The 11,710-nt window shown below is 71.9% G+C and carries 13 protein-coding genes; 8 read left to right on the top strand and 5 right to left on the bottom strand.

Annotation, left to right across the window (positions count from 1 at the left end):
• Positions 1 to 36 precede the first annotated feature (36 nt).
• Positions 37 to 1,596: a GAF domain-containing SpoIIE family protein phosphatase gene (locus ABZ877_RS06340; RefSeq protein WP_361065229.1), complete on the top strand. Its 1,560-nt coding sequence runs from the start codon at positions 37 to 39 to the stop codon at positions 1,594 to 1,596.
• Between the two features lie 28 nt (positions 1,597 to 1,624).
• The gene (locus tag ABZ877_RS06335; RefSeq protein ID WP_361065226.1) at positions 1,625 to 2,689 is read left to right on the top strand and encodes a cobalamin B12-binding domain-containing protein; all 1,065 of its coding nucleotides are present in this window, start codon (positions 1,625 to 1,627) and stop codon (positions 2,687 to 2,689) included.
• 21 nt (positions 2,690 to 2,710) lie between these two features.
• Here ABZ877_RS06335 and ABZ877_RS06330 read toward each other — a convergent pair whose 3' ends face one another.
• From ABZ877_RS06330 to ABZ877_RS06315, 4 genes are read right to left on the bottom strand one after another with little or no spacing between them, the layout of a single operon-like run.
• Positions 2,711 to 4,084: an oxidoreductase gene (locus tag ABZ877_RS06330; protein WP_361065223.1), complete on the bottom strand. Its 1,374-nt coding sequence runs from the start codon at positions 4,082 to 4,084 to the stop codon at positions 2,711 to 2,713.
• Positions 4,068 to 4,301: a DUF397 domain-containing protein gene (locus tag ABZ877_RS06325; RefSeq protein WP_361065220.1), complete on the bottom strand. Its 234-nt coding sequence runs from the start codon at positions 4,299 to 4,301 to the stop codon at positions 4,068 to 4,070. Before ABZ877_RS06325 ends, ABZ877_RS06330 begins: the two co-directional genes overlap by 17 nt.
• 19 nt (positions 4,302 to 4,320) lie before the next feature.
• Complete coding sequence (locus ABZ877_RS06320) at positions 4,321 to 4,602, bottom strand: DUF397 domain-containing protein (RefSeq protein WP_361065217.1); 282 nt, start codon at positions 4,600 to 4,602, stop codon at positions 4,321 to 4,323.
• Positions 4,599 to 5,405, bottom strand: coding sequence for a helix-turn-helix transcriptional regulator (locus tag ABZ877_RS06315; protein ID WP_361065214.1), 807 nt, complete (start codon positions 5,403 to 5,405; stop codon positions 4,599 to 4,601). Before ABZ877_RS06315 ends, ABZ877_RS06320 begins: the two co-directional genes overlap by 4 nt.
• A gap of 111 nt (positions 5,406 to 5,516) precedes the next feature.
• On the opposite strand from ABZ877_RS06315, the gene ABZ877_RS06310 reads away from it, so the two are divergent.
• Positions 5,517 to 5,921 (top strand): ATP-binding protein, encoded by a 405-nt coding sequence (locus ABZ877_RS06310; RefSeq protein ID WP_361065211.1) that lies wholly within the window; start codon positions 5,517 to 5,519, stop codon positions 5,919 to 5,921.
• On the opposite strand, the gene ABZ877_RS06305 is transcribed toward ABZ877_RS06310, so the two are convergent.
• The gene (locus ABZ877_RS06305) at positions 5,915 to 7,489 is read right to left on the bottom strand and encodes a cytochrome bc complex cytochrome b subunit (protein ID WP_361065208.1); all 1,575 of its coding nucleotides are present in this window, start codon (positions 7,487 to 7,489) and stop codon (positions 5,915 to 5,917) included. The genes ABZ877_RS06310 and ABZ877_RS06305 overlap by 7 nt on opposite strands.
• A gap of 254 nt (positions 7,490 to 7,743) precedes the next feature.
• On the opposite strand from ABZ877_RS06305, the gene ABZ877_RS06300 reads away from it, so the two are divergent.
• The 5 genes from ABZ877_RS06300 to ABZ877_RS06280 form a co-directional block, all read left to right on the top strand.
• Positions 7,744 to 7,884, top strand: coding sequence for a keywimysin-related RiPP (locus tag ABZ877_RS06300; RefSeq protein ID WP_361065204.1), 141 nt, complete (start codon positions 7,744 to 7,746; stop codon positions 7,882 to 7,884).
• A 39-nt stretch (positions 7,885 to 7,923) separates the two neighbouring features.
• Positions 7,924 to 9,810 (top strand): asparagine synthase-related protein, encoded by a 1,887-nt coding sequence (locus ABZ877_RS06295; RefSeq protein ID WP_361065201.1) that lies wholly within the window; start codon positions 7,924 to 7,926, stop codon positions 9,808 to 9,810.
• Positions 9,807 to 10,058 (top strand): lasso peptide biosynthesis PqqD family chaperone, encoded by a 252-nt coding sequence (locus tag ABZ877_RS06290; protein ID WP_361065198.1) that lies wholly within the window; start codon positions 9,807 to 9,809, stop codon positions 10,056 to 10,058. The genes ABZ877_RS06295 and ABZ877_RS06290 overlap by 4 nt, the downstream gene beginning before the upstream one ends.
• Complete coding sequence (locus ABZ877_RS06285) at positions 10,055 to 10,489, top strand: lasso peptide biosynthesis B2 protein (RefSeq protein WP_361065195.1); 435 nt, start codon at positions 10,055 to 10,057, stop codon at positions 10,487 to 10,489. The genes ABZ877_RS06290 and ABZ877_RS06285 overlap by 4 nt, the downstream gene beginning before the upstream one ends.
• Positions 10,479 to 11,710: ABC transporter ATP-binding protein (locus tag ABZ877_RS06280; RefSeq protein ID WP_361065192.1), on the top strand; the 1,232-nt coding region annotated here is incomplete at its 3' end. The genes ABZ877_RS06285 and ABZ877_RS06280, both read left to right, overlap by 11 nt.

Here is an 11,710-nt window from a genome sequence, read left to right as displayed (position 1 = left end):
AGAACCGCAGCGCAGCAAGCGGACCCGTATCCAACGGTGACAGTGGACGCGGACGGCATCGTGCTGTCCCACAACGAGCAGGCCAGTGTGGCGCTGCCCGGGGTAGCCGTCGGTCTTCCGCTGGCAGCGGCGGCGCCCGCGTGGCTGGTCGAGGCCCACCTGCGGCACACCGGTGACGGGGGCTCCCCGTCGGTGTGGGCGGGCGGCCGCCTCGGCGGACGCCGGGTGAACGCGCTCGCGGGGCCGGGTTCGAACGGCACGGTGACGTGGTGGCTGGTCGGTGACCACGCTCCGGCCGCCGTCGCGCGGGAGCTGGCGCGCGAACGGGCGCGGGCCGGTCTGCTGCAAGAGCTCTCCTCCGAACTGCTCGCCTCGATGAACGTCGAACGCTGCATGAGGGCGACCGTGCGACGAGCGGCGCGGAACCTGGCGGACGCGGCGGTGATCGTCGGTCCGGGCGACGACACCGGCCACCCCGTGACCCGGTGCACCGCCGACGGTCCGGTGGTGCAGGAGCACATCGCCCTGGACCCGGAGCAACTCCCGGGCCTGGCCGAGGCGTTGTCGGGGCTGCCCACGGTGTCCTCCCGCTGGATCGATCCCCGGCAGCTCCCGCCCTGGGCGGTGCCGGACGAGTTCGTGGACGCCGCCGACGGGATCGGGTCTGTGGCCGTGGTCCCGCTGCCGGGGCACGGCGCGCCGGTCGGATGCCTCGTCCTGCTGCGCCGCCGCAGGGCGGCGACGTTCACCCCCGGCGAGGAGTCCTTCGCGCAGCTCTTCGCCGCACGCGCCGGCGCCGCCCTGTCCATCGCCCGCGGCCACGCCCGCCAGGCGCACCTCACCGATGTGCTCATGCGCGACCTGCTGCCGCCCGAACTCGGCCGGGTGCACGGCATCGGCTTCTCCGCCCGCTACCGCGCCTCGGTCGCGGGTGAACGCGTCGGCGGCGACTTCTACGATCTGTACCCCGCCGACACCCCGGAGACCGAGACCGTCGTGGTGCTGGGCGACGTGTGCGGCAAGGGACTGGAAGCGGCGGTCACCGCGCGCGGGACCCGCAGCGCGCTCCGGGCACTGGTGCCGTTCGCCGCCGACCACACCCGCCTGCTCACCCTCCTCAACAGCGCACTGCTCGCCTCCGAGCAGCCTGCCTTCGTGACCCTGGCCCTGGCCACCGTCGTTCGCGAGGACGCGCACGTCCGGTTGCGGCTGTCGAGCGCCGGGCACCCGGCCCCGCTCATCGTGCGCACCACCGGCCGCATCGAGACGGTCCGGGCCCCGGGCACGCTGCTCGGCGCGTTCCCCGACACCGAGTTCGACACCGCCGAGGTGACCCTGCGGCCGGGGGAGACCTGCCTGCTGTTCACCGACGGGATCACCGAGGCGCGCGGCGGGCCGCTGGGAACCGTGATGTTCGGTGAGAACAGACTGCGCACCGTGCTGTCCCAGTGCGCGGGGATGCCACCCGAGGTGGTCACTGAACGTGTGCAGATGGTCGTCGCCCAGTGGGTGGGGGACAGACGCCACGACGACATGGCCGTCCTGGCGATCGGCGCGCCCCACGACAAGCGACCGGCAACCGACCGGCAACCGTGAATCAGCAGCCCCGGAGAAGGTGAACGGTGTGAATGCCCGAAGCGACACCGACATGCTCGACGAGGAGCGCGAGCACCTGTGGCACGCGCTCGGTGAAGGTGACGAGATGCGCGCCGTCGCCGTCGTGCGCCGCGCGCTGGCGGCAGCGGGACCGGCGGAGAGCGCGGGTGAGCGGGTCCTGCTCGGACTCGTCGCGCCGGTGCAGGAGCGGGTGGGCCTGGCCTGGGCGGCCGACGACATCACGGTGGCGCAGGAGCACGCGGCCACGGCGATCAGTGAGCGGTGCGTCGCGGCGGTGGCCGACGCCTGCGTGGCCGTTCCGCCCGGCGGACACCTCGGCAGGGCCCTGGTGGCGTGCGTCGACGGCGAGTGGCACGCGCTGCCCGCACGTCTGGTCAGCGAAGTGCTGCGGCTGAGGGGCTGGCGGGTCGACCACCTGGGGGCGCATGTTCCCACCGAGCACCTGGTCACGTACGCGCGCCGCACCGGTGCGCAGGCGGTGCTGCTCTCCTCGTCCATCCCGACCTTGCTGCCCGGCGCCCACAACGCCATCGCCGCGTGCCGGAGCATCGGCGTCCCGGTACTCGCCGGAGGAGCCGCGTTCGGTCCGGGGGGCCGCTACGCACGGTCGATGCGGGCCGAGTGGGCCGAGGACGCGTCCGGCGTCGCCGACCTGCTCGGCCGGGACCGGACCGGGGTCCGCGCGCAGGCGGCCGGGCCACCCGAGATGGACCTGCCGCACCTGGCCGACCAGGAATACACCATGGTCCGCCGGACCGGCCCGCGATTGATCGAGCGGACCCTCGCCGACGTCGAGCGGGGCTTTCCCGAGACGCGACGGTACAGCGAGTACCAGCGGGAACGCACCGTCGAGGACATCGAACACATCGTCAACCACCTCGCCACCGCCGTCTACGTCGACGACGCCCGCCTGTTCACCGACTTCATCCTGTGGACCGCCGGCGTCCTGGCCGCCCGCGACGTCCCGCCGCGGTGCCTGTTCCCCGCTCTCGACTCGCTCCTCGACCAGCTCAAGGACTTCCCGCGCACGGTCGCCGCCCTCACCGCGGCCCATGACCGCCTGACCCCGTGACAGCCGCGGGCGCGGTGCCGCCTACGGGCGGCTGAGCGCCCGCGTCACACCGGCGAGGACCGTCGTCGTCAGGACCCAGCCGAGAGCGATCAACGCGTAGGCGAGCCCTTGCACGCCGGCCTCCGCCCAGTGCCAGCCGTCACGCTGGCCGAGCCCGCCGACCGGGATGAGCAGGTCGAGGGTGTACGCGACGGGATTGAACGGCGCGCCCTCGCCCGGCTTGTTGGGGAGGGGCGTGTGCGTGTGGAACACGACGGAGCCGATGAGTGTCAGCGCGACCAGCCAGATCCCGGCGATCCAGGGCCGGTAGCCATATCCGACCGTCGCTTCGAGGAGCAGCCCCCACACCCGGCCGAGGGGGCGCTGGGTGGCCCGCCGCCGCCGTTCCCGTATGAGCAGGACCCGGCGGGCCTCCTCCTCGTGGCCCAGCTTCCGGTAGTACGCGGCCAGCTGCTCGTACGGCTGCGGGGTGAACGCACGCTGCAGCCTCAGCCACGCCAGCCGGTTCGTCGTGTCCTCACGCTGGGTGGGCCTGGTCAGCTCCATCCAGTCGTACGTCAGCCCGTCCAGGCCCAGCGGCGCGCGCCACGTGGTCGGCCGGTCCTGGAGGCGGGTCGCCCGCGCGTTGCGTAGGTCCACGCCGCCCGCGGGCGGCCGTGCGAACCGCAGGTCGAGGGCTTCGACCTGCGCCCCGACCATCATCAACGACCCGCCCGTGCCCATGAGTTCGGCCTCATGGAACGACAGCAGGTCATCGATCCGCGCCCCGCGCAACCGCACCCGCCCCTCGGCCCGGAAACCCTGGTGCAGCCGGACCGTCGAAGCCCGCAACGCGTCCCCGTTGAAGGCGACCTCCTCCGGAGCGACGCCGGTGATGCGCGCGCCGTCCATCCACAGCCCGCCGGGCAGCTCGGCCCCGGGGAACAACACCTGTCCCTCCGCCACGAATCCGTTCTTGCAGAACACGCCGCCCTGCATGATCAGGCCGCCCGCGTGCAGGGCGATGCCATCGGTGGCCACGAGGTGGGCGTGGTCGAGGATCAGCCCGCCCGCTATGTGCGTGAGCGTGACGTTCACGGCGCCGCGCCGCCCACCCGTGATCCTCGAACCCCGCAGGTCGAGCCGCCCGCCGATCTGCGCGGTCGGCGCGACGAAGCCGGGCAGCTCGCAGTCCGTCACCGAGAAGGCGAGTGTGCTCGCGCCCTCCAACGTCATCGCCCCGTCGAACCGACACCCCTCGAACCGCACGAGCCGCCTGATCTCGGCCCCGTCCAGGGCGAGTGCGCCGCGTACATGGGTGTCCCGAAGTATGTACGGCTCGGACTGCGCGTCCGGGTCGAGAATCCGCTCCCTGACGCGCGCGGCGTCGATACGTCTCTCAGGGCTGGGTGACATGTGTGCGGAGGAAGTGGGTCCAGGTGTCGGGGCGGATGGTGAGGGTGGCTCCGGTGGCGGGGTCGTTCTTGGAGTCGCGGATGTGGATGGCGGATGCGTGTGTGGCGACCTCGACGCAGTTGCCGCCCTCGTTGTTGCTGTAAGTCGACTTCCGCCAGTCCCAAGCGGCTTCGAGGCAGTTGCCACCCGGGTCGCGGACGGATCCGGCGGTGCTCACGATGCTCCTAGCCGTTTTCTCAGGGCCGGGTGACATGTGTGCGGAGGAAGTGGGTCCAGGTGTCGGGGCTGACGGTGAGGATGGCGCCGGTGCCTGGGTCGTTCTTGGAGTCGCGAACGTGGACCGCGGATGCATGTGTGGCAACTTCGACGCAGTTGCCGCCTTCGTCGCCGCTGTACGTCGACTTTCGCCAGTCGTAGGCGGCCTCCAAGCAGTTGCCCCCTTGGTCGCCGCTGTAGCTGGACTTGAACCAGGCCAGTTCCGTGAACTCGTGGCCGCGCGGTCGTGCTGAGGTGTTCATGTGGCTCCTAGCAGTCCGTCCAGCAGGCGAGCGCTCTCGTCGGGAGACAGCGCCTGAGACTGCAGCATTCCATACTTCGTGTGCAGGTTACTTACGTCTTCGGGGGCGTCCAGAACCGTGCTGACCCGGTGCCCCTCGATGAACGCTACGAAGTCGTGGTCGGGGCTCTCCAGCAACACCATCGGGCCTTGAATCCCGGCGTGCGGCCACCTCGTCATCGGCATGATCTGCACCCCCATGCAGTGGAGCTGCCCCAACTCCAGGACGCGGCGGTACTGCTCACGCATCACCTCGGCGCCGCCGACCGGCCTGTGAAGTGCGGACTCCTCGATGATGAAGTGGGCCCAAGGCGGATGTTCGCGCTCCCAGATGCGCTGGCGCTCAACACGGCCGTTGATCCAGTCCTCGGCGTTCTCGCTGCCGACAGGCGGGTAGCTGGCCTTGAACATCGCCCGCATGTAGTCCGGGGTCTGCAGCAACCCCGGCACGGCCTGTTGCTCGTACGTCAGAATCGTCAGCGCTGCCTCCTCGAACTCCACCAGGTCCGCAACGATCAGCGGATACTTCTCCTTCTTCGGCACCTTGGCGACGGCGATCGCCAGCACCCCCTTGGTGTCCAGGCCGTCGTCGATCCGGCCCGCCAGACACTGATCAAGCGGGCGCCGCCCTTGCTCGATCGAGGCCATCTTGTCGTGGCTGATGTTCAGCGAATCCGCCAACCCCGTCTGCGTGATCCCTGCGTACTTACGAAGGTGCGCGATCTGCGCCCCGATCGCGTGCCACGAAGTGACCTGTTTCTTCATACGCGCACCCTGCCCATCCTCACCCCGCCCCGAGCGGAGCGAACCCGTACAAACGCAGATGTACGACCTGACGCGCTGCCCCACGAGGCGCACCCGTACGAAGGTCACCGCATGGAACAACTGCCGTACCAGCGCGAGGCGTTCTACCGCCGCGAACGCAAATCGATTCCCGCGGCCCGCGCGTTCACAGCCTGGGCGTTGCGGGATTGGCGTGCAACCGAACGTCTTGACGACGCACTTTTGTGCGTGAGCGAGTTGGCGACGAACGCGCTGCTGCACGGCGTGCCACCGGGCCGGGGTTTCCGGTTGCACATCGGGATGTGTGCGGAGGACGGGGTGATCAGGATCGAGGTGGAGGACAGCGGCGACGGAAGGGTCGCCGTGAACGAACCGCGCCCCGAGGCCGAGAGCGGCCGGGGCCTGCTTCTCGTAGCCGCGCTGGCGGACAAGTGGGGCACGGGGGCGCGGGACCCGGGCAAGAGCGTGTGGTGCGAGTTCGAGCGCGGGGCTCAGTGATGTGAGGAGGAGCCGGACCCCAGTTCCTCGGGACGGGGCTTCGGGACCCGGGCCCCGGCCCCGTACATCCACCGGGACAAAGCCACCCGCACCCGCGGCCGCACCCCGCGCTGATCCCCCGTAGCGGGCGCCAGAGCCACCGGCTCCTCGTGCTGCGTCAGCCGGAACAGCTCCTCCCGGGGCAGGGGCTCATGTACCTCCACGTACTCCCCGTGAGGGAGGCGCTTGATGAGCCCGGTCTCGCGGCCGTGCAGCACCTTGTCCCGGTCGCGGCGCTGAAGGCCCAGGCACACCCGCTTGGTCAGCACGAACGCCAGTACCGGCCCCGCGAACAGCGCCACCCGCGCGAACCACGTGATGGCGTTCACGGAGAGGTGGAAGTGGGTGGCCCAGAGATCGTTCGCGCCCGCCGCCATGGCCACGAGGAAGCCGGTGATCCAGGCGACTCCGAGACCTGTCCGTACGGGGCGGTTCCGGGGGCGGTCCAGGAGATGGTGTTCTCGGCGGTCGCCCGTGACCCACGCCTCGATGAACGGCCACACCCCGATGAGGACGAGCCAGAGCGGGAACGCGAGGAACGGGACGAGGATGCCGAGGTTGAGGGTGTGGCCCCAGAGTGCGATCTCCCAGCCGGGCATCACGCGGACCAGGCCCTCCGCGAAGCCCAGGTACCAGTCCGGTTGGGCGCCCGTGGAGACCTGGTCGGGGCGGTAGGGGCCGTAGACCCAGACCGGATTGATCGACGCGATGGCCGCGATCGCCGCCACCACCCCGAAGACGAGGAAGAAGAAGCCGCCTGCCTTGGCCACGTAGACCGGGAAGAAGGGCTGGCCCACCACGTTCTTCTCGGTTTTTCCGGCGCCCGGGAACTGCGTGTGCTTGTGGTAGAAGACCAGGATCAGGTGGGTGACCACGAGCGCCGCCATGATGCCGGGCAGCAGCAGGATGTGGAGCGAGTAGAAACGGGCCACGATGTCCGTGCCCGGGAACTCGCCGCCGAAGAGGAAGAACGACAGGTACGTCCCGACGACCGGGACGGACAGCGTCATGCCCTCGATGAGCCGCATGCCCGCGCCGGAGAGCAGGTCGTCGGGGAGCGAGTAGCCGAGCAGGCCCTCGAACAGGGCGATGAACAGCAGGAGCCAGCCGAACAGCCAGTTCATCTCGCGCGGCTTGCGGAACGAGCCGGTGAAGAAGTGCCGCATCATGTGCACGAACATCGCCGCGACGAAGATCAGCGCCGCCCAGTGGTGGATCTGCCGGATGAGCAGTCCGCCGCGTACGTCGAAGCTGATGTCGAGCGTCGAGGAGTACGCCTCGGACATCCGGATGCCCTTCAGCGGGACGTAACTGCCTTGATACGTCACCTCGTTCATCGACGGGTGGAAGAAGAGCGTGAGGTAGACGCCGGTCAGGATCAGGATGATGAACGTGTAGAGGCAGACCTCGCCCAGCAGGAACGACCAGTGGTCGGGGAAGACCTTGCGCAGGTACTTGCGGCCCAGGCCGTAGATCCCCAGCCGGCCGTCGGCCCAGTCGGCGACGCGCTCGCCCGTGCTGTCGGACATGACTGCCTCCCGTCGGTGCTCACTGTCGTGACAGCGGGGGAGGGCGCGAATGTGACATGGGCGCTCGTTTTGTGAGCCACGTCACCCTGACCGTAACGCTGTGCTTACCGCCGGTAACGAACCACTTCAGGTCAAAGAGCAGAAGCGGTCGCTCTGCGCGCATGTCCGTTCACGAACTGGCTATGAATCGCCATGGCGTTCACACGCTGCACACCAGTCACATCCGTTACGCACAGCACAGCGAGAGGACGGTCATGCAGAAGCAGACGCAGCAGCGGAAGACCAAGAAGGCGTACGCGAAGCCCGCGATGTTCAAGCAGGGCGACTTCACGAAGACGACCGCCGGCTACTTCTACGGCGCCTACTCGGAGTGGATCACCCGCCGCTTCACCTGAGCCCAGCCCGACCGACCCAGCGATCCAGGAACGGTGAAGATGCCCGGCCGCCACCAGCACGACTGCTTCGTCGTCCTGCCCGACACCGACGCGGGCCGTGCGGCGGCCGGGCCTCTTCTCCCCAGCGGCGCCCCCGACGACGGCACCCGCGTTCTCCGGTACCCGTCCGGCCGCCCCTGGCTCGTCGCCCGCACACCGCTGCGCCGCCTCAGCAGCGCCGGCGGCGCGGCGGACGACACCGCCGTCGTCGTCATCGGCCCCGACGCGCCGCCCGCCTCCGAACTCGCCGCCGACCTGCGCGCCGCGCGCGGCGACGCCGCCCTCCACGGCCGCCTGGCCCGCCGACTGCCCGGCGTCCACCACGTCATCTCCCGTACGGGCTCCGAGACGTGGGTGCGCGGCACCGCCTCCGGACTGCGCCGCGTCTACGTCACCGACGGCCCCGGGCCCCGCCTCGTCTCCGACCGGCCCGCCGTCCTCGCCGGGCTCACCGGCGCCGCGCTCGACGAGACCGCGCTCGCCCTGCGCCTCCTCGACTTCCTGCCGTACCCGCTCAGCGGGCGACCGGTGTGGCGGGGCGTCAGCGAGACCGATCCGGCGTACGCGCTCGTCCTGCGGCCCGACGGGACCACCGCCACCCGGCGCTGGTGGCACGCCCCCGACGCCGAGCTGCCCCTGGGCGACGGCGGCGCACGCCTCGCCGACGCCCTCGACCGCTCCGTCCGCGCCCATCTCTCCGGCCGCGCCCGCGTCAGCGCCGAACTCTCCGGCGGCCTCGACTCCACGTCCCTCGCCTTCCTCGCCCGCCGCACCGCCCCCGAGCAGCTCACCCTGGTGACCGTGGCGTCCCGGGAGGCCCACGCGGAGGACGAGACGTGGGCGCGGCGCGCCGTCGAACTCGCCCGCGCCACCCAGGGGGCGCTCACCCACCACGTCGTCCCCGCCGACGAAGCGCCCCTCTTCTACGCGGGCGTCGGCGACCCGCCCGGCCCCGGCGGGGACGGACTCACCGACGAACCCCTGCCCGTCGCCCCCGCCCGGGCCCGCGCCCGCATGCTGCTCGCCCGCGCCGCGGCCGCCGGGTCCGAGTGCCACCTCACCGGGTACGGCGGCGACGAACTGTTCATGGGGCTGCCCGCCGCCTCCGGCGACCTGTTCCCCCGCCACCCGCTGGCCGCCTGGAACCGGGTCGGCGCCGTCCGCCACCAACTCGGCTGGCCGCTCGCCGCGACGACCCGCGCCCTGCTCACCCGGCCCTCCTTCCCGCGCTGGCTGGCCGGGGCCGTCACCGACGAGGCCGCCCCGACCGCCCGCACCCCGCAACTGTCCTGGGGCGTCCGCCAGACCCTGCCGCCCTGGCTGACCCCGGACGCCCGCGCCCTCGTGCACGACGCGTTCCGCACCGCCGCGGCCGGCGCGGAACCGCTCGCCCCGCGCCCCGGCCGCCACCTCGACCTCGACACGATCCGCATCGGCGCCCGCCACTTCCAGGCCATGGAGGAGTACGGGCTCGCCCTCGGCCTGCCGGTGGCCGCGCCCATGTACGCCGACCACGTCATCGAGGCGACGCTCGCCGTACGCCTCGCGGACCGCATCGACCCCGGACGCTACAAGCCGCTCCTCGCCGAGGCCGTCCGCGACGTCGTCCCCGCGCCGCTGCTCGCCCGCACCACCAAGGACCACATGAACGGCGACCACACGCAGGGGCTCGTCCACCACGCCGACGAACTGCGGCGGCTGTGGGCGCCGGACGCCTCCCGGCTCGCCGCCCTCGGCCTCGTCGACGTCGGCCGGCTCGACGCCCTCGCCGCCGACCCGTACTCCCCGCTCCACACCCGCCACTCCATCGACGCGACGGTCGCCTGCGAGATGTGGCTCCGCGCCGTCGCCCCCGCAGACGCACACAGGAAGGTCCCGACCCCGTGAGACTCAGAGACGGCATCGCGGTCACCGGCACCGACTTCGGCGGCGTACTCCTCGACCAACGCGCCGGAACCTACTGGCAGTTGAACGAGACCGGCACCGTCGTCCTCACCGCCCTCGCCGACGGCCACGGACCCGACGTCGCCGTCGAACGGCTCCTCGACGCCTTCGACATCGACCGCGACCGGGCCGAGGCCGACGTCGCCGCACTCACCCGGCAGCTCATCGACGCCAAGATGGCCACGCCATGAGCACCGAGATGACCATGCCGGGCCGCGACGCCCGGCGCGGCCCGCGCATACGCCTCGCCGTCGGCGCCGCCCTCCTCATCGCCCGGCTCCGCCCCGACCGGCTGCGCCGCCTGCTCGGACTCATCGGCCGGGGCGCCCGCCCCGCCACCTACGCGGAGGCGCTGGCCGCGTACGAGTCCGTCGTCACCGCCAGCCGGCGCTGCGCGGGCTGGTACGGCTGCCTGCCCCGCTCCGTCGCCATCGCCTTGCTGTGCCGCGCCTCCGGCACCTGGCCGGACTGGCACGCCGGGGTGCGCGCCGCGCCGCCGTTCGCCCCGCACGCCTGGGTCACCGCCGAGGGCAGGCTCGTGGGGGAGCGGGCGGCGGCCTCGGAGTACCGCCCGCTGATGACCGTCCCCGCCGTACCGAAGACACCGCTCGATGGCCGCTGAACTGCGCCTGCTCCTCGCCCACGCCCGGCCGCACGCCCGCCCCCTCGTCCTCGGGGGCGTGCTCGCGCTCGCCGGATCGGGCGCCGGGCTGGCCATGCCGGTGATGGCGAAGTACGCGGTGACGGCCTTCGCCGAGGACCGCTCACCCGCCCCGGCGCTGCTCCTGCTGACCCTCGTCGTCCTCGCCGGGGCGGCGCTCACGGCGGGCGGCAGCTATCTGATGGCGCGGACCGGCGAAGCGGTCGTGCTCGGCGCCCGCGACCGGCTCGTTGCCCGCATGCTCCACCTCGACGTGGCCGCCGTCGACCGCCTCACGCCCGGCGCGCTCCTCACCCGCGCCACCAGCGACACCACACTCCTGCGCACGGTCCTGTCGCACAGCCTCGTCGAGTCGGCGAGCGGCGCGCTGACCCTGCTCGGCGCCATCGTGCTCATGGGCGTCATGGACCTGATCCTGCTCGGCGTGACGCTCCTCGTCCTGGCGGTGGTCGCGGGCGCGCTCGCCCTGCTCATGCCGCACATCCGACGCGCCCAGACCCAGGCGCAGGACGCGGTCGGCGCGATGGGCTCGGCCCTCGACCGGGCGCTGCAGTCCTTCCGCACGGTCAAGGCGAGCGGCGCCGAGTCCCGCGAACACACCGCGATCACGGCCGCCGCCCGCCGCGCCCACGACCGGGGCCTGACCGTGGCCCGCTGGACCGCCGCCTCCGACGTCTCGATGCTGGTCTCGGTCCAGGTGGCGTTCCTGTGCGTCCTGGGCGTGGGCGGCGCGCGAGTCGCCTCCGGCGCGCTCGACATCGCGTCCCTGATCGCGTTCCTGCTGTACCTCTTCTACCTGGTGGCACCGCTGGGACAGTTGACGGAGGGCTGGGTGGGCCTCAACAGCGGAATGGCGGCGGTCGCCCGCATCACGGAGATCGAGGAACTGGCGCCGATCCGGAACCCGGCGAAGACCGAGGACCCGGCGAAGACCGAGGACCCGGCGTCGATCCGGGACATGGCGAAGACCAGGGACGCGGCGAAGACCGAGGACGCTGCGACGATCCGGGACCTGGCCACGATCCGGAACCCGGCGGCGATCCGGGACCTGGCGAAGTCCGAGGACGCTGCGATGATCCGGGACCCGGCGAAGACCAGGGACGCGGCGAAGACCGAGGACGCTGCGACGATCCGGGACCTGGCCACGATCCGGAACCCGGCGGCGATCCGGGACCTGGCGAG

Source organism: Streptomyces sp. NPDC046939 (genome assembly GCF_040644575.1).
GTDB lineage: Bacteria > Actinomycetota > Actinomycetes > Streptomycetales > Streptomycetaceae > Streptomyces.
This window is presented reverse-complemented; position numbering and strand designations above follow the sequence as displayed.